Origin of the sequence: Streptomyces lancefieldiae (assembly GCF_031845825.1) — a bacterium.
In the GTDB taxonomy this organism is placed as follows: domain Bacteria; phylum Actinomycetota; class Actinomycetes; order Streptomycetales; family Streptomycetaceae; genus Streptomyces; species Streptomyces lancefieldiae.
In genome coordinates this window covers 52475-75456 of sequence record NZ_JAVRFH010000035.1, presented here as the reverse complement: position 1 = coordinate 75456, position 22982 = coordinate 52475, and the positions used below count along the sequence as shown (strand labels likewise).

The window sequence follows — 22982 nt, the reverse complement described above, 5'->3', positions numbered from 1 at the left end:
CGGCCCTCGGTACGGATCAGCCCTTGACGGCGCCCTCGCCGACCCCGCGGAAGAAGTACCGCTGGAGGCAGGCGAAGAGGACGATCAGGGGCGCCACGGCGATGATCGTGCCCGCGGCGACGAGGCGTTCGTCGTTGGCGAAGGTGCCGTGCAGGTAGTTGAGGCCGATGGTCAGGGTGAACTTGGAGGGGTCGCTCAGCACGATCAGCGGCCACAGGAAGTCGTCCCAGGCCCCCATGAAGGCGAAGATCGCGACCACGGCGAGGGTGCCTTTCACCGAGGGCAACGCGATGCGCAGGAACCGCTGCCACACGTTGGCGCCGTCGACGTAGGCGGCCTCCTCGATCTCGTGGGGGAGGTTGAGGAAGGCGTTGCGCATGAGCAGCACGTTCAGGGCACTGACGCAGCCCGGCAGCACCACGCCGACCAGGGTGTTGTTCAGGCCGAGCTCCCGCATCGTGGTGAACTGGGCGATGATGATGCCCTCCACCGGCACGAGCATCGCCAGGATGAAGACCAGGGTGGCGACGCGCCGGCCGCGGTAGCGCAGGCGGGCCAGGGCGTAGCCGGCGAGTGCGGCGCCGACGCAGTTGGTCACGACGTTGGCGGTGGCGACCTTCAGCGAGTTCAGCGCGTAGTCCCACACGGGGATGGTCTCGGCGACCCGCTCGTAGTTGTGCAGGGTGGGGTCGCTCGGCAGGAACTTCGGCGGGGAGCTGAAGATGTCCTCGGTCGGGCCCTTGAGGGACGTCGACAGCTGCCACAGGAACGGCCCGATGGTGAGGGCGAGGACGCCGAGCAGGAGCAGGTAGCGCAGGGCGAGTTCCCACACCCGTACGCGGCGGCCGTGTTCGTCCCTGATCCGGGGTTCCCGGCGAGCGGGGGCCGGCGGCTTCCCGGTGGGGCGTGCCTTCTCGGTGACGCTCATGACTCCTCCTTCCGGTCGGCGCGCAGGACGAGCAGCATCAGGGCGACGGTGACGACGAAGACGACGACGGAGATCGCGGAGGCGTACCCGACGCGGCCGGTCAGGCCGGTGCCGGTGCGCTGGACCAGCATGACGAGGGTGGTGTCCTCGCCGGCCGGGCCGCCGCTGGGGCCCGCCATCAGGTACACCTCGGAGAACACCTTGAACGCGGCGACCGAGGAGAGGGCCGCGACCAGGACCATGGTGGAACGCACGGCGGGCACGGTGACGGTGAGGAAGCGGCGGATCGCGCCCGCGCCGTCCACGGCGGCGGCCTCGTGCAGTTCACGGGGCACGTTGGCGAGCGCCGCGAGGTAGATGATCATGTAGTAGCCGAGGCCCTTCCAGACCGTGACGGCCATGGCGCTGAGCAGGATCAGCCACTGGTCGCTGAGGAAGCCGATCCGGCCGGCGCCGACCGTCTCCAGCAGGGAGTTGACCAGGCCCCGCTCGTCCAGCAGCCACACCCAGATCAGGCCGACGACCACGATCGAGGCGACGACCGGGGTGTAGAAGGCGGAGCGGAAGAAGGTGATGCCGGGGATGTTCTTCTGCACCAGCAGGGCGAGCAGCAGCGGCAGCAGGACGAGCGCGGGGACGACCCCGAGGACGTAGAGGGTGCTGTTGCGCAGGCCGGTCCAGAACATGTCGTCGTGCAGCAGCTCGCGGAAGTTGGCGAGGCCCACGAACTCGCCGGGGACCAGGGTGCGGCGGTCGGTGAAGGAGTTGACGAGGGTGGAGACGAACGGGTACAGGATGAACGCGCCGGTGATCAGCAGGCCGGGCGCCGCGAACAGCCAGGGACTGGTGGGCAGTTGGCGCCGCACTCGGCGGGTGGCGCCCTCGGTGCCGGGCCGGGTGCCGGAGACGGTGGGACTCGCCATGATGTCTCAGCCCTGCTGCTGGAGGAGCCGGTCGCACGCCTTGACAGCGTTGTCAAGGGCTTCCTTCGGGCTCTGCTTGCCCTGGAGCGCCTTGGCGACCTCGTTGCGCAGCTCGGTCTTCATCTGCTCGCTGAACAGCACCGGCGTGTAGTTGACGGCGGTCTTCAGCGACTTGGCGGCGGCGACCCGCACCCGGGTCTCGTCCGTCCCGTCCTCCTTGGTGAAGTACGGGTCGTCCAGCGATCCGGCGGTGCTCGGGAAGATGGCGACCTGCCGGGCGAAGGACATCTGGTGCGCCGCGTCGGTGACGAAGTGCGCGAAGGCGACCGCGGCGGGCTTGCGCGGGCTCTGGGAGTTGACCATCAGGCCCATCACGTACATGTTCACGTGGCCGGTGCTGGTGATCTGGTCGGTGATGCCGATGTTCTCGTACAGGTTCGGCGCCTGCTTCTTGAAGTTGGCGAGGTCGAGCGCGCTGCCCGGGTTCATGGCGACGGCCCCGGTGAGGAACTTCTTGCCGGCCGACTCGGGCGTCGCCGTCAGCGCCTGCGCGTCCAGGGCCTTGGCGTCGTACAACTCCTTGTACTTGGTGAGGAATTCGACACCCTTGGCGTCGTTGAACGTGAAGTTGGTGCCCTCCTTGTTCATGAGCGGTACGCCGTAGCGGCCGAAGTCCTCGATGGTGGGCACGTTGGCGAGCGTGGCGACCTCGCCGTCGGTCTTCTCGGCGATCCGCAGGCCGGCGTCGAAGAGTTCGTCGTACGTCTTCGGAGGCTGCCCGGCGTCGAGCCCGGCCTTCTCGAAGAGGGACTTGTTGTAGAACAGCGGGCCGGTGTTGAGGTACCAGGGGAAGGCGTACGTTCCGTCCGTGCCCGGTACCCGGTGACTGGCCCAGGCGCCCTCCAGGTACTCCTTCTCGTACTGGCCGGCGGCCTTGTCCAGGTCGAGCGCGAGGCCGGCCTTGGCGAGCGGGGCGACGAGGTCCGGGGAGACGTTGACGACATCGGGCAGGGTGCCGCCGGCGGCGTCGGCGCTGATCTTGTCGGCGTAGCCCTCACCGGGCTGGTCGACCCACTTGACGTGGGTGCCGGGGTACTTCTTCTCGAAGTCGGCGATCAGATCCTCGAAGTACGGCTTGAAGTTGGCCCGCAGGTTCCAGGTCTGGAAGGTGATGCCGCCCTCGACCTTGCCCGAGGCGTCGGTCGAGCCGCCGTCGCCGCCGCCGGAGCCGCAGGCGCTGAGCGGCAGGACGAGGGCGGCGACTGCGGCGACGGCGAATGTTCTGCGCGAGGTGGGCACGGTGACACGTCTCCCTGAAGGACATCGGCGACTGGATGCCAGCGACCATGCACGGCACGTCAGCGGAAAGTCAATGGATTCTCTGGAACTAATGCGGTCCGGACACCATTAGCCCAGGTCAGAGTAGGTGCCACGAGAGACTTGCCACGAACCACTAATGCGCTTTAGGCTCCTCACACTCAAGCGCTTTAGTCACGTTCAAGAAAGGGGCGCGCATGTCGGCCAAGCGGCCTGCCGCGCGCCGGCCGACGATGAAGGACATCGCACGGCGGGCCGGGGTCTCCGAGAGCGCGGTCTCCTTCGCGCTGAACGATCGGCCGGGGGTCTCCGAGATCACCCGGGACCGCGTGCGCCGGGTCGCCGAACAGCTGGGCTGGCGGCCCAGTACGGCGGCCCGCGCACTCTCCGGGGAGGGCGCGGCGACGGTCGGCCTGGTGCTGGCCCGGCCCGCGCACACCCTCGGCGTGGACTCCTTCTTCCTGCAACTGGTCTCGGGCATCCAGGAGATCCTGGCGCGGCGTCACCTCGGACTGCTGTTCCAGGTGGCGCAGGACGTCGACGACGAGTGCGCGGTGTACCGGCACTGGTGGGCCGAACACCGCGTGGACGGCGTCCTGGTGGTCGACCCGCGCACCGACGACCCCCGCCCGGCCCTGCTCGACGAACTCGGCCTGCCCGCCGTGGTGATCGGCGGGACGCCGGGCGGGCTCCACCCGGGGCTCTCGACGGTGTGGGCGGACGACGCGGGCGCCATGGCCGCGCTGGTGGACGGGCTGCACGCGCTAGGCCACCGGCGGATCGCGCACATCGCCGGACTGCCGGGCCTCGCCCACACCGAGCGCCGGATCCGCGCCCTGCGTGCCGAGGCGGGGCGGCGGGGCCTGGCCGAGGTGGAGTCGGTGACCACCGACTACTCCGACGCGGAGGGCGCCGCCGTCACGCGGCGGGTCCTGGAGGCTCCCGCTCCGCCGACCGCTCTGATCTACGACAACGACGTGATGGCCGTCGCCGGGGTCGCCGCCGCGTCCGAACTGGGCTTCTCGGTACCGGCGGACGTGTCCGTGGTGGCCTGGGAGGACTCGGCGCTGTGCCGCATGGTCAAGCCGTGGCTGTCCGCCCTGTCCCGGGACAGCGTGGAGTTCGGCCGCACGGCGGCGACGGAACTGACCGCCCTGCTGGACGGCGGCCCGGCCCGCACGGTGCGGGTGCCGGTACCGCGGCTGATCGAGCGGGACAGCACGGGGCCGGCGCGGTCCGCGTGACCGGTCCCCGGCCCCGCGCCGGGGAGTTGCGACCCCGGCGGCGCACGGGGCCCGCGGGCCCGGGCCTGTCCGACCATTCCCGTCGTCCCCGCGGACGGCGGGCGAGGCAGGCGGGGATGGTCGGACAGCCCCTACAGGGCGCGGTACATGATGTGCAGGCCCACCCGCCCGCGCCTCGGGTGCTCGAAGGCGTCCGGGACCGTGCCGAGGACGGTGAAGCCGAGGGAGGTCCAGAGCCTCACCGCCGGGTTGGTCTCGACGACGGCGTTGAAGACCATGCCCCGGTATCCGTCGGCCCGGGCGGCGGCCAGGACGTGTTCGGCGAGGGCCCGGCCGGTGCCACGGCCCGCCCGCCGCGGGTCGACCATGAAGCCGGCGTTGGCGATGCGGGCGGCGGGACCGCCGTAGTTGGGGGTGACGTACGCGGAGGCGACGACGGTGCCGGTGTCGTCCTCGACGACGTAGACGCGTTTGGCGGGGTTCATCCACAGGGCGCGGGCGTCCTCCTCGGAGGTGTCCGGGTCCCAGGCGTAGGTCTCGCCGGCGGCGACGATGCGGTGCCAGAAGGGCCAGATCTGCGGCCAGTCGTCGGCCGTCGCTTCCCTGATCAGCATGGGCGTGAGTCTCGCACGCCCACGCGTCCGGCGGACGGGAGGGTGCCGCTGCGGGTCAGTCCACGCTGGGCAGGATGTGGGGCTCGGCGAGGTCCTCCTCGTAGCCCGCGAGGCGGATGGGGGCGGACCGGGCCCAGACGTCGAGGATGCCGATCTCTCCGGGCCGGCGGCGCGCCGCCGCGGTGCGTTCCTCGGGGCGTTGTTCGGAATTCGTCGTCGTCTCCGGTGTCACCGCGCACTCCTTATGTGTCGGGTCACCCTCGGGGCCCGTCGGCCGGTCTGCTGTCCGGCACCCGGCGCCCGCGCGGGTTCGGGTCGAAAGCAGTTCGGACGCGGTGGCGCCGGTAACTCGTGCGGGTGCAGACCGTTGTGAACCGGCTGGCCCCAGGACGGATGGTGGGTGTGGGTTGGGCCCCGTACTGCTGTCCGTCGGCTCCAGACTAACCAAATGAGCGGGGGTGCGCTCTATGGGGACCGAAACATGGGGTAACCATTGCCTTTCGTTCCGTACTGGGTTGGCCAGGGTTTGCCCGGCTTCGTCGCGTTCCGCGCGATGGGCGGCTCACCTGTTCGACGTACTCGGCCGTGCGCAGCTTCGAATATCGGCGACGATGGTTGCGCAGTTAAGTTGCCGTTGGCCGCGGCGCAAGCCGGCCATGGTCTGCTGCCCGTCGGCAACGGCTGTCTCGTGGGAGGACCGAGGCGTGGAACTGCGCAGCGTCGAGGAGCTGATGGACCTGCTGTACGCCTGCCGGGGCGCGCGGCCGGCCGCGGGGCACGGCGGCGGACCCGCGGACCTGCATACGCACGCCCTGCGAACCGCCGCGCTGCTGCGTCGGCGCCGCCCGGCCGACAAGGAGCTCCAGGTGGCCGGTCTCGTCTCGCCCGTGGGCGGGCTCCTGTGGCCCGGCGACCCGGCCGGCCGCACCGGCGCGGTGGTACGGCCCCTGCTCGGCGAACGCGTCGCCCGCCTGGTGCACCACCACACCCTCCCGGACGCGCGGATCCACGACGACGACCTGCTCAGTCTGCGGCAGGCGTACGAGGAGGCCCGCACCGCCGTCTTCGACGCCGGGGTCCTGGAGGACTGGCGCACGGTACTGGAGCTGACGGCGGCTCGGAACGCGCGGCTGGGAGCCGTCGACTGAGGCCTCGGGACACTCGCGCGCGAGGTGTGCCCGAGGTCCGGGTCGGTCGCGCGGTGCCCCCGACGGGCGGCAGGCCCTTGGGCGGGCCTGTATGGGTTCGAACCACGAAGTACGCGTGACCGGCGCACCGGGCACACCGGCGCTCGTCCCAGAGTAGGTCGGCGTCCTGCCGACGGACCAGCGGATTACCGCCGTTGACCCGGCCCGCCCGTCACCACTTGCCCGGCGCGTAGTCCTTCAGGAAGACGCCGTACAGGTCCTCGCCCGCCTCGCCGCGCACGACCGGGTCGTAGACGCGGGCCGCGCCGTCGACCAGGTCGAGCGGGGCGTGGAAACCCGCCTCGGCCAGGCGCAGCTTGTCGTAGTGGGGGCGCTCGTCGGTGATCCAGCCGGTGTCGACCGAGGTCATCAGGATGCCGTCGGTGTCGAACATCTCCTGGGCGCTGGTCCGCGTCACCATGTTCATGGCGGCCTTGGCCGCGTTGGTGTTCGGGTGGCCCGCGCCCTTGTAGCCGCGGGCGAACACGCCTTCCATCGCCGAGACGTTGACGACGTAGGCGCGCTTCGAGGGCGCCTTGCGCGCGGCCTCGGCCATCGCCGGCCGCAGCGCGCTGATGAGGATGAACGGCGAGGTGTAGTTGCACAGCTGGGTCTCGAGCAGTTCCACCGGGGAGATCTGCTCGATGGTCTGGACCCAGGTGTTGGTGTCGACGACGTCGGGGACCAGGCCGCCGGCGTCGATGGCGGTGCCCTCGCGGTGCCGGACCACACTGGCGTTGCCGGCGACCAGGGCGAGGTCGGCCACCTTCTGCGCGTCGAGCCCCGAGGCACCGACGGGCAGTGCGGCCAGTCCGTCCACCGCGCCGGAGTTGAAGGCGCCGATGACATGGTGGGCGGGCAGTTCACCGGCCGGCAGCGGGGCGCTCTCGCCCTCGACGAGCGCGGCGTAGGCGGAGGGCAGGCGGCGCACGGTCTGGGTGGCGTTGTTGATCAGGATGTCGAGCGGGCCCTGCTCGGTGACCTGGTCGGCCAGGGCCACGGCCTGGGCCGGGTCGCGCAGGTCGATGCCGACGACCTCCAGGCGGTGGATCCACTCGGCGGAGTCGTCCATGGCCTTGAAGCGGCGGATGGCGTCCTTGGGGAAGCGGGTCGTGATCGTGGTGTGGGCGCCGTCGCGCAGCAGCCTGAGCGCGATGTACATGCCGATCTTGGCCCGGCCGCCGGTGAGCAGCGCCCGCTTGCCGGTGAGGTCGGCGCGGGCGTCGCGCCGGGCCCGGTTCTCGGCGGCGCACTTCTGGCACAGCTGGTGGTAGAAGTAGTCGACCTCGACGTACCGCTGCTTGCAGATGTAGCAGGAGCGCGGGCGCTGGAGTATCCCCGCGATCGACCCTTCCTCGGTGCGGGACGAGGGCAGGATGCCCTCGGTCTCGTCGTCGATGCGCTCGGCGGACCCGGTGGCGGTCGCCTCGGTGACCGCCTTGTCGTGGGCGGTCTTGGCGGCCCGGCGCTCCTGGCGGCGGCGCTGCTTGACCATGCGGTAGATGTGCGAGGTGGCCCGGCGGACCGCGATCGCGTCGGGGTGGTCGACGTCCAGCTCGTCGAGCTCCTCGAGCACCGCGAGGCAGACGGCGAGCCGCTCCGGGTCGATGCCCGGGCCGTACACCACCTCGTCCGTGGTCGCCGAACCGTCCTGTGTCACCGTCATCGCCGCTGCCGTTCCCTGGTCGCCGTGCGGCGCTCCGAGACGCGTCCGCTTTCGAACAGCGGATTTTATTCAGCGGCGGGGCACGGAGCCAAACCCGTCGGCCTCAGGCACCGCACGCGGTGAGCAATGTCTCCACCTCCTCGGACAGGGCCAGGGCGAACCGGTCGAGGTCCGGCACCGCCTTCGCGTCGGCGACCAGGCCGTAGTGGACCTGTCCGCGGTAGGTCGAGACGGCCACCGCCAGGGAGTGGCCGCGGGCCAGCGGTGCCAGCGGGTAGACCTCGGTGAGCGGGTGGCCGCCGAGCCGCAGGCCGAGGCTGGGCAGGGGCACGCTGGTGACCAGGATGTCGAACCAGAGCCGGGCGGCCTGCCCGACCAGCGGCCCGCCGAGCCGGTGGCCGAGTGCGGGCACGTGGTCGGCGAGCAGGGCGACGGCACCGGCGCCCCGGCCGGGCCCCGCGTCCTTGTTGCGGTCCATGGCGGCGCGGACCGCGCCGAGGCGGGACAGCGGGTCGGGGTCGCCGACGGGAAGCCGTATCAGGTAGCCGGAGAGCCGGTTGCCCTGGGGGTGGGCGGTGCGCGGGCGTCGCTTGGAGACGGGGATCAGCGCGCGGGGCGCGACGCCCTCGCTGCCGTCGCCGCGCTCGTCCAGCCAGCGGCGCAGGGCTCCGGCGACGACCGCGATCAGGACGTCGTTGACGGTGCCGCCGACCGTCTTGCGCACGCGGTGCACGTCGTCGAGGTCCACGGCGACGCCCGCGGTGCGGCGGGTGCCGGAGGACGCGGCGGTGAGCGCGGCCGAGGAGCGCACGTCGAGGGTGGACAGGGCCGCCGCGGCGCCGATGTCGAGGGCCCGGCCCGCGTCGGACAGGGCACCGCGCACCATCCCCGGCAGCCGGCGCACGTCCGGCAGCAGGCCGCGCGGGGGCTCCTCGGGGCGGGGCCGGGGCGCGGGCAGGTCCAGCGGGTCGAGGACGCCCGCGGCGAGGGTCAGCGCCCGCAGGCCGTCGGCCAGGGCGTGGTGGAACTTGAACAGCACGGCGAAGGAGTCGCCCTCGGCGCCCGGCAGCACGTGTGCCTCCCACGGCGGCCGGCCGCGCTCCAGCGGGCGTTCCATGAGCCGGCCCGCGCGGGCGTGGAAGTCCGCCGCCGGGCCGTGCAGCCGGACGTGGTGGAGCGGGTCGAAGCCGGGGTCGGGCTCGCGGGCCGCGCCGCCGAACGCGAACGGGCGTCGCAGGGCGAGCGGCGGCTGCCAGGTGTCCCGGATCCGCATCCGCAGTCCCGGCACCGAGGGGGCGCGGGCCGCGAGCAGGTCCGCGGCGTGGGCGCCCGCGGTGGGCGAGCGGGCCGGGAAGACCCCGAGCGCGCCGAGGTGCATGGGGTGCTCGGCGGTCTCGATGTTCCAGAACGCCAGGTCGAGCGGAGCGAGCGGTTCGGGAGTCAAGGGGTTGCCTCGCAGGGACGACGGGTGGACAAGCAGTCAATCGTCCTCCGCCGATTACGGTCAAGTACGATCAGGCTACGTACAGTTAACAGAAGATTAAAGTCCCGCCCCCGGAAAGGGGCGGGATTCATGCGGCACCTGTGGTTTTGCCGGTGCTGTCGGTGCCGCCCACGCCGAGGTGCCCCACCCGGACGGCTGCGGGCCGACCGTGCGGCCGAGCGACCGGATGGAGCACGTCCGCCGTGTCACTCGGGTGCTCAGGCGGCGGGGCACCCCGCCGGGGTGGGCCGGGACGCGTCCCGGACGAGTGCCTCGTGGGCGGTCCTCATCCGCTCGACGTCCGGCTTGAGGACCTTGCGGTCGTAGGTCGTCAGGCCGTTCAGCTCGCCCTCGACGTCCGAGATCTGGGTGTAGACGGCGCCGTTGCTGCCCCGGCAGACCAGGGCCCGCACCTCGTCGAGCTTGGTGAGGTAGTCGTCCGTGTACGTCTGGGGGTCGACGTCGACGTACGACTGCTGCACGGACCAGGCGTGTCCGGGCACCGCGAGGCCGAGACCGCCGTACTCGCCGCTGACCAGGGCGCGTTCGCCGTCCGGGCGGGGCGGCAGGGCGGGACTCGGGTAGCCGTGCTCGTCCATGATGTCGCCGGCGCCGCCGTCGGCCCCCAGGTTCAGGCCCGACTGGTTGTTGACGAGGCGGGTCGGGTCCCAGGCCTTGGCCTGCGCGGCGACGCGGCCGATGTCGTACTGGCCCCAGCCCTCGTTGAAGGTGACCCACATGATGATCGACGGGCTGCTGATGTGCTCGTCGATCATCTCCTTCATCTCCCGCTCGTACTCGGCGCGGGCGGCGGCGCTCGGGTTCACCCCGGCCGTCATCGCGGGCATGTCCTGCCACACCAGCAGGCCCAGCCGGTCGGCCCAGTAGAACCAGCGGTCGGGCTCGACCTTGATGTGCTTGCGCACCGAGTTGAAGCCGAGCTGCTTGTGCAGTTTCAGGTCGTACGCGAGGGCCTCGTCGGTGGGCGCGGTGTGCAGCCCGTCCGGCCAGAAGCCCTGGTCGAGGGTGGCCATCATGAAGACCGGTTCACCGTTGAGGAGGGTGCGCGGTACGCCGTCCACCTTCTCCACGGCCATGGAGCGCATCCCGAAGTAGCTCTCGACGCGGTCGCTTCCGACGGTGACCTTCAGGTCGTACAGGAACGGGTCGTCGGGCGACCACAGGCGCGGGTCGCGGATCCTGAGCGTCAGCGGCTCACCGGTGCGTCCGCTCACCGTGGCGACCTTGCGGTGTCCGGCGTACGCCGTCGCGCTGATCCGTACGCCGTCGCGCACGCCCTTCGGCTCGACGGTCAGCGTGCTCGCCGCCCCGTCGACGTGCGGGGTGAGCTTGAGGGAGTCGACGTGGTCCCGGGCGACCGGTTCCATCCAGACGGTCTGCCAGATGCCGGAGCTGGGCGTGTACCAGATCCCGCTCGGGTCCAGGCGCTGCTTGCCGATCGGCGGGTTCTCGCCGTTCGCCGCGTCGGTCGGGTCGTAGACGCCGACGATCAGCTCCTGGGTACGGCCCGGCTTCAACGCGTCGGTGACGTCGGCGCTGAACTTGTCGTAGCCGCCCTTGTGCTCGGCGACCTTGGTGCCGTTGACAAAGACCTCGCTCTGCCAGTCGACAGCACCGAAGTTGAGCTTCAGACGCTGCCCGGAGCCGATGTGCCAGTCGCGGGGCACGGTGAAGGTGCGGCGGTACCACATGCGGTCCTCGTGCCGCTGGATGCCGGAGAGCTGGGACTCCACCGGGTACGGAACGAGGATGCGCTCCTTCAGGTTCTTGCCGACCGGCGGCTGCTCGCCGGCCTCGGCGGCGGCGAACTGCCAGCGGCCGTTGAGGTTGCGCCAGGCGTCCCGCGTCAGCTGGGGGCGCGGGTACTCCGGGTGGGCGTTGTCCGGGCCCACCTCGTCGGCCCACTTGGTGCTCAGCTCGTAGGTGGAGTGGTTGCCGCCGCTGCTCCAGAACGGCTTGACAACGTTGCCCTCGGCGTCGGCCAGGCCGCCTTCTCCGTCGTAGCGGACGTCCGCGGTACCGGGGGCGGTGCCGGTCTTGTTGCCGACGACGGGTTCGCCGAGGGCGACGAGGAGGGCGGTGGGGTCGGTGGGGTCGACCCGGGCCCCGGACAGGGGCCACTTGGCGCCGCCGATCACCGCTTCGAGGTGGTCGGTGAGGCCGGCCGGCGCCGCCGCGAGCGGGCGGGCGAAGTCGAGCTTGAGGGTGCGGCCGGTACCGAGGACCGTCGTCGCGGTCGCCCCGTCGTAGTCGAAGCCGTCGGGCAGACGGAACGCCGACTGCGGGACGGGCTCCTTGCTGCCGCCCGGCTCGGTCCAGCGCAGGTGGAGGTTGGAGCCCCCGTAGTGCTCGAAGTACTCGAGCTTGAGGTCGTACGACTGGCCCGCCGTCAGCTCGATGGGCCGTGCGGTCTGTTCGCGGTCCCAGTCGTCGACCCAGTGGTCGATGGCTAGCTCGCCGCCGATCCAGAGGCGGAAGCCGTTGTCGCCGGTGATCGAGAAGGTGTGGGCGCCGGTCTTCTCCGGCACCAGCTTGCCGGTCCAGCGGACGCTGACGTCGTCGGACCGCCCGGTGGCGAAGTTCAGGCGCGGCTCCAGCGTGTCGAAGTCGAGCTGCGGGTCGAAGCCGGTGGCCTTGAGCTCGTGGAAGTCGAAGGCGCCGGGGGCGGACTGGGTGTAGTACTCGCCCTTGAGGCCATGGACCTCCGCGGCGGCGGCGTCGGCCGCGCTCGCGGGCGGCACGGCGGCGAGCCCCCCGACGCCGAGTGCCGCGGCGAGCAGGAGTGCCAGTCGGTCTCTGAGTCGTTTGGTGCGCACTTACCCTCTCCTTGAGGACAGGTGGTGGCTGATGGCTCAGGGACATCGATGTCATACATCGATGTAATAGCAGAGGCATGACAACACGGATTCCGCGTCGCGTCCAGGGACATGACAACGACCCCGGGTGCAACGCGGGCATCGCCCGCCCCGGGACCGCCGCCGTTCGTCACGACACCCGCTGCCCCTTGCCCAGTGCGATCACGCCACCCTTGGAGACGGTGTACAGCTCGGCGTCCCGCCCCGGGTTGACGCCGATCGTCGCGCCCGGCGGCACGTCGACGTTCTTGTCCAGCACCGCCCCGCGCACGACCGCGCCCCGGCCGATGTGCACGTTGTCGTGCAGCACCGAGCCCTGGACGACCGCTCCCGGGTCCACCACCACCCCCGGCGAGAGCACGGACCGCGTGACCTGCCCGCGGATCAGGCAGCCCGCGCTGATGATCGACTCGCCGGCCATGCCACCGGCGTTGAAACGGGCCGGGGAGAGCTGGGCGGAGTGGGTGTAGACGGGCCAGTCCCGGTTGTAGAGGTTGAACGCGGGGCGCTCGGCGATCAGGTCCATGTGGGCGTCGTAGTAGGCGTCGAGGGTGCCGACGTCCCGCCAGTAGCCCTGGTCCCGGGTGGTCTCCCCCGGCACGTGGTTGGCGCTGAAGTCGTAGAGCGCGGCCTCGCCCCGGTCGGTGAGCTGGGGCAGGACCGAACCGCCCATGTCGTGCACGGAGTCCGGGTCCTCGGCGTCGCGGTGCAGGGCCTCGACGAGGGCCTTGGTGGTGAAGACGTAGTTGCCCATGGAGGCGAAGACGCACCCGGGGTCGTCGGCGAGTCCGGGCGGGTCGGCGGGCTTCTCCAGGAAGCCGGTGACGGTCCGGCCGTCGGACCCCGGCGTGATCACGCCGAAGGACGGCGACTCGGCGCGCGGGACGCGTATCCCGGCCACGGTCACGCCCGCGCCGGACTCGATGTGCTGGGTGAGCATCTGGCGCGGGTCCATCCGGTACACGTGGTCGGCGCCGAACACCGCGACGTACTCGGGCTGTTCGTCGTGCACCAGGTTCAGGGACTGCAGGATCGCGTCGGCGCTGCCCAGGTACCAGCGGGGACCGAGACGCTGCTGGGCGGGGACGGGGGTGACGTAGTTGCCGAGCAGGCTGGACATCCGCCAGGTGGTGGTGATGTGCCGGTCCAGGGAGTGCGACTTGTACTGGGTGAGGACGCAGATCCGCAGGATGTCGCCGTTGACCAGGTTGGACAGCACGAAGTCGACGAGCCGGTAGGTGCCGCCGAAGGTGACCGCGGGTTTGGCGCGGTCCGCGGTCAGGGGCATCAGGCGCTTGCCCTCTCCGCCCGCCAGCACGATGCCGAGCACCGAAGGACCTCCACGACGCATGGCCGCTCCCCTCACCCTCGTTCACCCTCGGCCGCCCCTGGGCGGGACGGTCTACGTCTGCTTGAGGATCTCCTCGTAGAGCCGGACCGTGCGACGGGCGACCGCGTCCCAGCCGAACTCCTCCACCGCGCGCTCCCGGCCCGCCTCGCCCATCCGCCGGGCGGCCTCCGGGTCGCCGAGGACGGAGTCCAGCGCCCGCGCGAGGCCCGCCTCGAAGTCGTCGTCCCTGCCGTTGTCCGGGCCGTTGTCCACGCCGCCGCCCGGGTCGGCGTCCGGGGCGGCGTCCTTGGGGACCAGTACCCCCGTTTCACCGTCCGCCACGACCTCGGGAATGCCGCCGACGTCGGAGGCGACGACGGGCGTGCCGCAGGCCATCGCCTCCAGATTGACGATGCCGAGGGGCTCGTACACCGAGGGGCAGACGAAGACGGCGGCGTGGGTCAGCAACTGGATCACCTCCGGGCGCGGCAGCATGCGAGGGATCCAGTGCACGCCCTCACGGGCCCGGCTCAGCTCGGCGAAGAGGTCGCGGAACTCCTGGTCGATCTCGGGGGTGTCCGGTGCGCCCGCGCACAGCACGACCTGCGCGGCCGGGTCGATGTCCCGCACCGCGCGCAGCAGGTGGGGCACGCCCTTCTGGCGGGTGATGCGGCCGACGAACAGGACGTACGGACGGGAGCGGTCCAGGCCGACGCGGTCGAGGGCGTCGGTGCCGGGGTCCGGGCGGTAGAGCGTGGTGTCGATGCCGTTGTGCACGACGTGCACCCTGGACGCCTCCAACGCCGGGTAGCAGCCGAGGACGTCCTCGCGCATGGCTCGGGACACCGCGATCACCGCGTCGGCGGCCTCGAAGGCGGTGCGTTCGGCCCAGCCGGAGAGGGCGTAGCCGCCGCCGAGTTGCTCCGCCTTCCAGGGGCGCAGCGGCTCCAGGGAGTGGGCGGTCACGACGTGCGGGATGCCGTACAGGAGCTTGGCGAGGTGGCCGCCGAGATCGGCGTACCAGGTGTGGGAGTGGACCAGTTCGCGGCCTTCGAGCGCGGCGGCCATGGCGAGGTCCACGGAGAAGGTGCGCAGCGCGTCGTTGGCGCCGTCGAGCGCGGGCCAGGGGCGGTGGCGCAGTACACCGTCCGCGCGGCCCTCGCCCCAGCAGTGCACGTCCAGGTCGACGAGGCGGGCGAGCTGCCGGGCGAGGAACTCGACGTGGACCCCCGCGCCGCCGTACACGTCCGGCGGGTACTCGCGGGTCAGCAGTCCCACACGCACCCGGAACCTCCCGTGCTCGGCGGCTGGTCCCCTCATGGTCACCCAGACGGGGCGGCTGGGGAAGAGCGCGGGGGCGCGGGGGCCGCGGAGAGCGCGGGGTTCGCGGAGGTCACGGAGGTCACGGAGATCGCGGAGGTCGGGAGAAGCAGCAGTCCCCGCAGACGCCCCCGCCGGGCACCCGGTAGTAGAGGCAGCAGCTGCGGCGGCGGAAGGCGGTCCCGGTGAGGGTGCCGGTGGTGGCGAGCCGGGGGTGGCCGAGCAGGTCGGCGGTCAGGGAGCGGGCACGGGCGGCGACGTCCGTACGGCCGTGCCGGCGGGCCCAGCCTTCCAGTTCGCGGCCGGCGCCGGCCAGCGCGGAGGCCGCGTTGCCCCACAGCAGCCCGGTCGCGACGCGGTACCGGGCGTGGACGGTCGCCGTGAGCGGGGCGAGATGGGCGCGGAGCACGACGCCGCCGATCGTGCGGGCGTCGGCCGGCAGGGGGTGCACCTCGGTGAGCCACAGGTCGTCGGGGGACGCGGCGTCGGGATCCCAGTGCAGCAGGGGCGGTGCGAGGTCGGGGACGCGTTCGTACAGGGCGGCGCAGCCGAGCGTCACCGACCACAGGCGGGCCGCGAGCCCCTGGTGGGCCACGGAGGCGGCGACACGGGTCTCGGGGGTGCCGAGCGCGGCGCCGACCTTCCGGACGCGGAACGCCAAGGGGTCCGTCAGCGCCGGGGCGTCCTTCTGGACGTCCGGTGTCGCCTCGCCGTATCCCAAGGTGTGAAGGTGTGCGAGCGTGGGCAGCGGCCGGGGCGGCGGCTGCGACGCGTGCAGGACGCAGAAGCCGCCGAGCGGACGGAGGGCGGCGAGGGCGCGGTCGAGGTCCACACAGAGCAGTAGTATCAAGGCCCCTAAGGGGTGCGGGTCGGGGGCCCGGGACGAAAGTAGCCCACCCTGGGGAGGACGGCACCGCCGTCATACTCCATCGGTAGTAGGACCCAATGAGTGCTCAGGGACGACGACGGGAAGCCCCTGAGACGGCATCGTGTTGTCCATGGAAGACGACCGTTCGCCGCGCCGGCCCCAGGGCCCCCGCCTCGCGCAGAGGAGCAGCCGATGAGCGCCCTCGCGTTGTCCGTGCTGCTGTCGCTCGTCTCCGCCGTGGCGTACGCGGGCGGAGCGATCGTGCAGGAGCAGGTGGCGGTGTCCTCCCCGGGTGCCCAGTACGCTCCGCTTCGCCGGCCGGGCTGGTGGGCGGCGGTCGCGCTCAACGGCCTCGGCGGCCTGCTGCACGTCGTGGCCCTCGCCCTCGGCCCGCTGAGCCTGGTGCAGCCGCTGGGTGCCCTGACCATCGTGTTCGCCCTGCCCATGGCGGCGCTGTTCGTGCGCCGCAGGGCCGGTGCGACGGCCTGGCGGGGCGCGCTCATGGCGACCGTCGGTCTCGCGGGTCTGCTGTCCCTCGTCGGCTCGTCCGACGCGCAGTCGCTGGGCACGGCGCAGCGGGTCGGGGCGGCCGTCGTCACCGGTGGTGTGGTCGTGGCACTGATGATCGCCGGCCGGGCCGCGCACCGGCATCCGGCGGTGCGCAGCATCCTGCTGGCGACCGCGTCCGGCATCGCCTTCGGCATGTCCTCGGTGTTCACCAAGACGGTCGCGGTCGACTGGACCGGCAGTGTGTCGGCCGCCGACCTGCCGTCCCTGGCCGTGATCGGCGTGCTGGCCACGGCCGGCATGCTGCTGTCCCAGGCCTCCTACCGGGGTGCCGGTCTCGCGGCCCCGCTGGCCACGCTGACGGTCGTGAACCCGGTGGTGGCCGCGGTGGTCGGCATCACGATGTTCGGCGAATCCTTCCGCTACGGCACGACCGGTACCGCCCTCGCCCTGGGGTGTGGCGTGGTGGCCGCGGGCGGGCTGATCCTGCTGACGACGGAGCGGATCGCGCGGGAGGCCGCCGAGGGGGCCACGGCGGCTGCGGAGGACGGCACCGAGCCGGTGCCGTCCGAGGGCGCGCCGGCCCGGGACGTGGTCGAGCCGCGGACCCCGGCCCCGCTGTCCGACAAGGTCTTCGTGCCGTCCCCGGCGTCCGCCTCACCGCCGGTTCCGGACTCCGTGCCCGCCGAGGAGAGGCACGACGAGACGTACGAAGCCCCCAGACCGCCGGTGGGTTCCGGCGCGGCGCAGCTTCCCTACGCCTCTTTCTACGGCGGCCCGTTCGCCGCAGTGCCTCGGCTCGACCGGCGCCGGGTGCGGATCAGATCCTGACCCCGCCGGCCCGCAGATACGCCAGCGGGTCGACGTCCGAACCGAAACCGGGCCCCGTCCGCACCTCGAAGTGCAGATGCGGACCCGTGCTGTTCCCGGTGGAGCCGGAGCGGCCGATGCGCTGGCCGGCGCCCACGGACTGGCCGTCCTTCACGGAGATCGCCGAGAGGTGCGCGTACTGGGAGTAGCGGCCGTCGTGGTGCCGGATCACCACCTGGTAGCCGTACGAACCGTCCCAGCCGGCGCTGACGACGCGGCCCGCCGCGACCGACTTGACCGAGGTTCCGGTGGGGACGGGGAAGTCGACGCCGGTGTGGTAGCCCTTCGACCAGGACGAGCCGGCCTGGTGGTACGGCGTGCCGGTGGGGGCGTCGACGGGGGCCGAGAGCCCGTTGCCGGCCCTGACCTTCTCCTCCTTGCCCGCCTTCTCCGCCTTCTCCGTCTTGGCGGTCTTCGCCTTGTCCGACTTGGTGTTGCCGGTGTCCGAGGACGGCTTCGTCGGTTTGGCCGGCTTGCCCGGCTCGGCTGCCGTGGGCTTCTTCGGCGTCGTCCCGGCTTTCCCGGGCTGCTTCGTCTCGGGGCGCGGGACCGTGGCGGCCTTCTCGCCACGCAGGGACAGCCGCTGGCCCGGCAGGATCAGGTCGGGGTCCGCTCCGACCTCGGCGCGGTTGGCTTCGTACAGCCGCTGCCAGCCGCCCCGGACCTGCTGGGAGTCGGCGATGCCGGAGAGTGTGTCGCCGGTGATCACCGTGTACATCCGGGCCTGCCCGGCCCGGGACTGCGGCGTGGTCTGGGGCTGGACATCCTTCACCGAACCGGACGACCCGGCGGACGTCCCGGCACCCTTGGCGGCCGGCTTTCCGGCGGACCTCTCGGCGCCCTTCTGCACGCCTCCGGCCGGACGTAGGTCGGGGGTGCCGCCGCCCCGGGTCAGTCCGGCCCGCTCGGAGCACACCGGCCAGGCGCCCGGCCCCTGCCCGTCGAGCACCTTCTCGGCGACGGCGATCTGCTGGTCCTTGGTGGCCAGGTCCGCACGCGGGGCGTACTCGGTGCCGCCGAACGCCTCCCAGGTCGACTGGGAGAACTGCAACCCGCCGTAGTAGCCGTTGCCGGTGTTGATGTCCCAGTCATGGGTGGACTCGCAGGCCGCGACCTTGTCCCAGGTCTCCACGTCGGCCGCCTGGGCGGTGCCGGTGCCGATGAGCGGGAGGGCCAGTCCGGCGCCCCCCGCGGTGACGGTCAGTGAGGCGCGGTTGATCCTGTTCGGCTGATACCGGCGGTGCCGGCCGCGTACGGCCATGGGAATCCCCCTCGACATTGCGTCAGGAGGGGCAAAAGTAAGCGCTGCTAACAGGCCATGACAAGACGGCAATCGGTCGGTTGGTCACCCCCCGTGGCGAATTCCGGGTGCCCGTGGCCGGATGATACGGCTGTGAAAATCGCTGTTCGATTGTCGGAACGCGGTGATAGAGATTCCGTGTGACGACAACCCTCGAGTTCCCCGCTCTGCTGCGACTGATCGACGAACGGTCGACCGCCTTCCGCGCAGCGGTCGCCTCCGCGCCCAGCCTCGACGTTCAGGTGCCGACCTGCCCCGAGTGGACGCTGTTCGATTTGGTGCAGCACCTGGGCGAGGGGCGCCGTTCCTGGGCCGCCACCGTTGCCGCAGGGCCTGCCGCCGCGGCCAAGTCCGTGCCGGAGGGGGCCTCGGCTGCGCCTCGGGAGGGCGCGGCCGTGTCGGCCTGGTTGACCGCGTCGACGCAGGAGTTGCTGGACGCGCTGCGGGAGGCCGGCCCGGATCGCGGTTGCTGGACGTGGTGGGGTACGTCGCAATCGCCGCAGACCTGTGGCGCCGTCGCCCGGCACCAGCTCCAGGAGATCGCGGTGCACACCTACGACGCGCAGGTCACTGCGGGTGCCCCGCAGCCGCTGCCGGACGATGTGGCGCTCGATGGTGTCGAGGAGTTCCTCTCCACCTGCGTCACGACGACGAGTGCCTGGCCGCACAAGCCCACGGCCTTCGACTTCCACGCCACCGAGGGCCGTTCCTGGCGCCTCACGGTCGACGGCGACGGCGCACGCTCCGCCCGTGTGCCCGCGCCCGGCACGACGTCCGTCACCGCTGCCGACGAGGGCCTGGACGCGGCCGGCGTCTCCGTCCGCGGCACGGCCGGCGAACTGGTCCTCTTCCTGTACGACCGCATCCCGGCGGACTCCCTGCGGATCGACGGAGACGCAGGTCTGCTCGACCTGCTTCGGGCGTGGGAGCCGGAGGAGTAGACCGTGACGATGCGCCTCCTCCGCCCCGAGGACGTGGCTCTGGCCAACGGCTGAAGCCACACCGTGGTGGCTCCGGTCCGCCGGCCTGGTGGAGCGGCGGCTCGCCGAGCGGCCCGTCCGGCCCCGTTCGCACGTCATCCTGCGGCTCCCGCTGAACGGAGCAGCCCTGCCAGGGTTGTGTAGGAGCGCTTCCAGGTCCATTCCGTCCGGACCCGGTGGCGGCCCTTCTCGCCCATCTCACGGGCGAGTTCGGGGTTGCGGAGCAGTCTGGTCAGGCGGTCCGCCGTCGCCGCCACCGAGTGGCCGTCGACGACATGGCCGGTCTCGCCGTCGCGTACCGCGTCGGGGGCACCGCCCGAGTCGCCTGCCAGGACGGGGAGTCCGCACGCGGCGGCACCCGTCCCCGGAGGACTGGCCCCGCCCGACCGGTGCGCTGCGGTCGTACGGGTCGACGCCCGGGCCCGCTTCTCCCGCCTGGCGGTCTGTGCCGAAGGCGGGGTGAAGGGCGGGGTGAAGGGCGGGGTGAAGTAGCCCGTGGGGGCACCGCCGCCGTCGGTCATGTCAGCACCAGCTCCCGTCGCACGATCGTGCGCACGATCTCGTCGTCACCGCCCGCGTCCGCGCGGGTGACCGGGTGGACGAAGGCGACGTCGGCGGTCACCTGGAGCGCGCCGCGCTCGCTCTCCCGACGCGAACCGGCTGACGCTGCCGCAACGACGTGACTGTGACGGAAGAGGCTGGGGACGCCGTTCGACGCTGCGGCACTCGTGACGCCCCGGGGACCGCCGGGCGGAGGTGCCGGAGCCGCTGCAGCGCACGACACCTTCACTCCCGCCTCGGGCAGGGCGGCCCGTTGGCCTGGTGTGTGACCTGCGGGGCGCCGTGCCCCGAATCCGGTCCTGCTGACGCACCCTCCGGGTCACCGCCAGGCTGTCGCCTCGGTCGCATGGATGCAGTAGCGCTCGTAAGTGCTCTCGCCGCCGGATCTGGGGACCGCGCAGGCGGAGACCTGGAACTCGCCGTCGCCCACGCTCACCATGCTGGTGAACTGGTCGTTCCCGTACTCGATCTCGGCAGTGCGCTTGGTCCCCCCGGTGACCTCTGCCGTCACCAGGTCTCCCGGGCTTCCCCGCTCGATCCGCCCCCACACCGCCTGGCAGTCCTCGCTGTAGCGGAGCTGAAGGAGGGCGGGGTTACCGACGGCGGGCTTGAAGGTGCGCGCGTCCTCGCCGCATCCCTGGTTCTGCGGGTTCTTCCCCTCGCAGGCTTCACCCGGACAGGTCGGTTCGTCGAGGAGAGCCTTCATGACGTGTTCGCCGAGCGGGGACAGAACGGCCGCCGCCACGGCGCCGACGATCGCCACGGCGTAGGCCAGGGTCGTCGCGCTGTTGCGCCTGCTCCGCCTGCCCGCGGGCGGCCGTGACCCGGGCTCGGGGGACGCTGCGGAGTTGTCGCTGGTACTGCTCGTCGTCATAGGGACCACCTAGGTGCGCTGGCCGGGTGAGACAGAATCCGCCCCTGTTGCCACAGGGGAAAGGCGCACGCCGGAAGCATCGAAGGCACTCAAGCCCCTCCTCATGCGCCCCTCACTCAGGCAACGACAACATCCGGGCCAGGCAACGGGGCCCTCGGTCGGAGGTTGACGCAGGCTCAGCCCGTCGAAGACAAGAAGGTGAGCCGACGGGTTCGTCGGGTTGGCCGGCGAACGGAAGTCGGTGGGCTCGACCGTGCGTGTCGAGGGCTGCTCTCGTACAGAGGTTCGGCGGTCCTGCGGGGGTCGTCGGTCGTGATCGAGTCAATGAACCGCCGGGCCTGTTTCCCCTGCCGGGTCGTGCCGGGTGACCGGCAGGCCGAAGGCCAAGTCGGGGCCGTCCACCCGTGCCTCCCGACGACGGCTGAAGTACACCTCCAACCCTCAGGGCACCTCACGCCGGATCTCCACCTGGTCGGCACTCGGTCATTTCCCGCCCCGCCACCGGTCGGCGCACTACTGTCGGGAATCACGGTGTGCAACAACCGATCGAAAGAGGACCGGATGAAGACCAACGGAGCCGCCAACATCGGCGTCGTCGGACTGGCGGTGATGGGATCGAACCTGGCTCGCAACCTCGCCTCCCGCGAGGGCAACAGCGTCGCCGTCTACAATCGCACGTATGCCCGCACCGAGAGCCTCGTCACCGAGCACCCGGAGGCAGGCTTCATCGCCGGCAAGTCGATCGACGAGTTCGTCGCATCACTGGCCAAGCCCCGAACGGCCATCATCATGGTGCAGGCCGGAGCGGGTACGGACGCCGTGATCGACCAGCTCGCCGAGCGGTTCGAGCCGGGCGACATCATCGTCGACGGCGGCAACGCCAACTTCCAGGACACCATCGCCCGGGAACAGCGGATCGCCCCGACCGGCATCCACTTCGTCGGTGTCGGCATCTCCGGTGGCGAGGAAGGAGCGCTCAAGGGCCCGTCGATCATGCCGGGCGGCTCGGAGGAGTCCTACCGGACCCTCGGCCCCATCCTCGCTTCGATCGCCGCGGTCGTCGCGGGCGAGCCCTGCGTCACGCACGTGGGCACCAACGGCGCCGGGCACTTCGTCAAGATGATCCACAACGGCATCGAGTACGCCGACATGCAGTTGATCGGGGAAGCCTACGATCTGCTGCGGACAGTAGGGGGCCTCCCCCCGCACGCTGTCGCCGACATCTTCGCCCGGTGGAACGAGGGCCCGCTGGAGTCCTACCTCGTCGAGATCACCGCTGACATCCTGCGCCACGTCGACCAGGCCACAGGCCTGCCATTCGTGGACGTCGTGCTGGACCAAGCCGGTTCCAAGGGCACCGGCGTGTGGACCGTGCAGAACGCCCTCGACCTGGGCGTGCCCGTGGGAGGGATCGCGGAAGCCGTCTTCGCGCGCGCCGTTTCCGGAAAGGCCGAACAGCGCGCCGCGGTGCGCCGGCTGGTCACCTCCCGGCCGGAAGTACAGAAGGTCTCCCCCGAGTTCGCGGAGGACGTGTCCGCGGCTCTCTACGCCTCGAAGATCGTCGCCTACGCGCAGGGCTTTGACGCCATCACCGCGGGCGCGGAAAAGTACGGCTGGAACATCCACAAGGACCAGATCGCCAAGATCTGGCGCGGGGGCTGCATCATCCGGGCGCGGTTCCTCGACCGCATCACTCAGGCGTACACCGAGAACCCGGACATCACCACACTGCTCGAAGCGCCGTACTTCGCGCAGGCCGTCGCCGACGGAGAGGCCGCCTGGCGGCGTGTGGTCGCCACCGCCGCCCTGTCCGGCGTACCCGTGCCAGGTTTCAGCTCCGCACTCAGCTACTACGACTCACTGGCCGCCGAGCGCCTGCCGGCCGCGCTCGTCCAGGGCCAGCGGGACTTCTTCGGCGCGCACACGTACCGGCGGACCGACCGGGACGGTGCGTTCCACACGTTGTGGGGCGGGGACCGGTCGGAGGTCACCGCGTAGCGGTACGCCGACGAAGCGAACGGGCGGTGGGCGGCCGGTGCGGTCGCCCACCGCCCGCTGTTCCTTTCTGCCGGCGTTTCCCCGCGGCTCAGGTGAGCGGCGGCCCCGGTTCCGGGTTGGGTACCGGCTCCGGCCC

Annotated in this window: 18 protein-coding genes and 1 pseudogene; 5 read left to right on the top strand and 14 right to left on the bottom strand. The window is 71.7% G+C overall.

Annotated features, from left to right (window positions below; genetic code table 11):
• Positions 1-16: 16 nt before the first annotated feature.
• The 3 genes from RM812_RS28305 to RM812_RS28295 are packed head-to-tail and all read right to left on the bottom strand — an operon-like array spanning position 17 to position 3150.
• Positions 17-928, bottom strand: a complete 912-nt coding sequence (locus RM812_RS28305; protein ID WP_311578226.1) for a carbohydrate ABC transporter permease — start codon at positions 926-928, stop codon at positions 17-19.
• On the bottom strand, positions 925-1851 hold the full coding sequence (locus RM812_RS28300) for a carbohydrate ABC transporter permease (protein ID WP_311578223.1): 927 nt from the start codon (positions 1849-1851) through the stop codon (positions 925-927). Before RM812_RS28300 ends, RM812_RS28305 begins: the two co-directional genes overlap by 4 nt.
• 6 nt (positions 1852-1857) lie before the next feature.
• Positions 1858-3150, bottom strand: a complete 1293-nt coding sequence (locus RM812_RS28295; RefSeq protein WP_311578220.1) for an ABC transporter substrate-binding protein — start codon at positions 3148-3150, stop codon at positions 1858-1860.
• A gap of 215 nt (positions 3151-3365) precedes the next feature.
• Between RM812_RS28295 and RM812_RS28290 the strand changes: the two genes are divergently transcribed.
• Positions 3366-4412 (top strand): LacI family DNA-binding transcriptional regulator, encoded by a 1047-nt coding sequence (locus RM812_RS28290; RefSeq protein ID WP_311578217.1) that lies wholly within the window; start codon positions 3366-3368, stop codon positions 4410-4412.
• Between the two features lie 131 nt (positions 4413-4543).
• Here RM812_RS28290 and RM812_RS28285 read toward each other — a convergent pair whose 3' ends face one another.
• Positions 4544-5026: a GNAT family N-acetyltransferase gene (locus RM812_RS28285; protein WP_311578215.1), complete on the bottom strand. Its 483-nt coding sequence runs from the start codon at positions 5024-5026 to the stop codon at positions 4544-4546.
• Between the two features lie 55 nt (positions 5027-5081).
• Positions 5082-5258 carry a hypothetical protein gene (locus tag RM812_RS28280; protein ID WP_311578212.1) on the bottom strand — a complete coding sequence of 59 codons (177 nt, stop codon included), beginning with the start codon at positions 5256-5258 and terminating at the stop codon, positions 5082-5084.
• 472 nt (positions 5259-5730) lie between these two features.
• Between RM812_RS28280 and RM812_RS28275 the strand changes: the two genes are divergently transcribed.
• Complete coding sequence (locus RM812_RS28275) at positions 5731-6174, top strand: hypothetical protein (protein ID WP_311578209.1); 444 nt, start codon at positions 5731-5733, stop codon at positions 6172-6174.
• Positions 6175-6385: 211 nt separating this feature from the next.
• On the opposite strand, the gene RM812_RS28270 is transcribed toward RM812_RS28275, so the two are convergent.
• From RM812_RS28270 to RM812_RS28245, 6 genes are all read right to left on the bottom strand, one after another.
• Positions 6386-7879 (bottom strand): SDR family NAD(P)-dependent oxidoreductase, encoded by a 1494-nt coding sequence (locus RM812_RS28270; protein ID WP_311578206.1) that lies wholly within the window; start codon positions 7877-7879, stop codon positions 6386-6388.
• A 103-nt stretch (positions 7880-7982) separates the two neighbouring features.
• Entirely contained in the window at positions 7983-9323 is a 1341-nt protein-coding gene (locus RM812_RS28265; protein WP_311578203.1) for a wax ester/triacylglycerol synthase family O-acyltransferase, read from the bottom strand.
• A gap of 257 nt (positions 9324-9580) precedes the next feature.
• Positions 9581-12199, bottom strand: a complete 2619-nt coding sequence (locus RM812_RS28260) for a PA14 domain-containing protein (protein ID WP_311578199.1) — start codon at positions 12197-12199, stop codon at positions 9581-9583.
• Between the two features lie 169 nt (positions 12200-12368).
• A complete protein-coding gene (gene glgC / locus RM812_RS28255) occupies positions 12369-13589 on the bottom strand; it encodes a glucose-1-phosphate adenylyltransferase (protein WP_311578196.1) in 1221 nt (406 codons plus the stop codon).
• A 51-nt stretch (positions 13590-13640) separates the two neighbouring features.
• The gene (glgA, locus tag RM812_RS28250; protein ID WP_311578193.1) at positions 13641-14852 is read right to left on the bottom strand and encodes a glycogen synthase; all 1212 of its coding nucleotides are present in this window, start codon (positions 14850-14852) and stop codon (positions 13641-13643) included.
• Positions 14853-14970: 118 nt separating this feature from the next.
• A complete protein-coding gene (locus tag RM812_RS28245; protein ID WP_311578186.1) occupies positions 14971-15720 on the bottom strand; it encodes a ferric iron reductase in 750 nt (249 codons plus the stop codon).
• A 228-nt stretch (positions 15721-15948) separates the two neighbouring features.
• Here RM812_RS28245 and RM812_RS28240 point away from each other — a divergent pair, with 228 nt between their 5' ends.
• Positions 15949-17094 (top strand): DMT family transporter, encoded by a 1146-nt coding sequence (locus tag RM812_RS28240; protein ID WP_311578182.1) that lies wholly within the window; start codon positions 15949-15951, stop codon positions 17092-17094.
• On the opposite strand, the gene RM812_RS28235 is transcribed toward RM812_RS28240, so the two are convergent.
• Positions 17084-18394 carry a transglycosylase family protein gene (locus RM812_RS28235; RefSeq protein ID WP_311578179.1) on the bottom strand — a complete coding sequence of 437 codons (1311 nt, stop codon included), beginning with the start codon at positions 18392-18394 and terminating at the stop codon, positions 17084-17086. The genes RM812_RS28240 and RM812_RS28235 overlap by 11 nt on opposite strands.
• A 179-nt stretch (positions 18395-18573) precedes the next feature.
• Between RM812_RS28235 and RM812_RS28230 the strand changes: the two genes are divergently transcribed.
• Entirely contained in the window at positions 18574-19374 is an 801-nt protein-coding gene (locus tag RM812_RS28230) for a maleylpyruvate isomerase family mycothiol-dependent enzyme (RefSeq protein ID WP_311578177.1), read from the top strand.
• Positions 19375-19508: 134 nt separating this feature from the next.
• Here the strand turns inward: RM812_RS28230 and RM812_RS28225 are convergent.
• Both RM812_RS28225 and RM812_RS28220 read right to left on the bottom strand, forming a co-directional pair.
• A pseudogene (locus tag RM812_RS28225) lies at positions 19509-19769 on the bottom strand (glycosyltransferase); the annotation flags it as partial.
• 524 nt (positions 19770-20293) lie between these two features.
• On the bottom strand, positions 20294-20848 hold the full coding sequence (locus RM812_RS28220) for a DUF2690 domain-containing protein (RefSeq protein ID WP_311578174.1): 555 nt from the start codon (positions 20846-20848) through the stop codon (positions 20294-20296).
• Between the two features lie 561 nt (positions 20849-21409).
• Between RM812_RS28220 and gndA the strand changes: the two genes are divergently transcribed.
• On the top strand, positions 21410-22846 hold the full coding sequence (gndA, locus tag RM812_RS28215; RefSeq protein ID WP_311578171.1) for an NADP-dependent phosphogluconate dehydrogenase: 1437 nt from the start codon (positions 21410-21412) through the stop codon (positions 22844-22846).
• The last annotated feature ends 136 nt before the right edge of the window (positions 22847-22982 follow it).

Bases quoted from the DNA above. Each gene is read 5' to 3' on its own strand.
- RM812_RS28285 (WP_311578215.1), bottom strand. From the start codon at position 5,026: ATGCTGATCAGGGAAGCGACGGCCGACGACTGGCCGCAGATCTGGCCC.
- glgC (WP_311578196.1), bottom strand. From the start codon at position 13,589: ATGCGTCGTGGAGGTCCTTCGGTGCTCGGCATCGTGCTGGCGGGCGGA.
- gndA (WP_311578171.1), top strand. From the start codon at position 21,410: ATGAAGACCAACGGAGCCGCCAACATCGGCGTCGTCGGACTGGCGGTG.
- RM812_RS28270 (WP_311578206.1), bottom strand. From the start codon at position 7,879: ATGACGGTGACACAGGACGGTTCGGCGACCACGGACGAGGTGGTGTAC.
- RM812_RS28305 (WP_311578226.1), bottom strand. From the start codon at position 928: ATGAGCGTCACCGAGAAGGCACGCCCCACCGGGAAGCCGCCGGCCCCC.
- RM812_RS28235 (WP_311578179.1), bottom strand. From the start codon at position 18,394: ATGGCCGTACGCGGCCGGCACCGCCGGTATCAGCCGAACAGGATCAAC.
- RM812_RS28290 (WP_311578217.1), top strand. From the start codon at position 3,366: ATGTCGGCCAAGCGGCCTGCCGCGCGCCGGCCGACGATGAAGGACATC.
- RM812_RS28300 (WP_311578223.1), bottom strand. From the start codon at position 1,851: ATGGCGAGTCCCACCGTCTCCGGCACCCGGCCCGGCACCGAGGGCGCC.
- RM812_RS28220 (WP_311578174.1), bottom strand. From the start codon at position 20,848: ATGACGACGAGCAGTACCAGCGACAACTCCGCAGCGTCCCCCGAGCCC.
- RM812_RS28240 (WP_311578182.1), top strand. From the start codon at position 15,949: ATGAGCGCCCTCGCGTTGTCCGTGCTGCTGTCGCTCGTCTCCGCCGTG.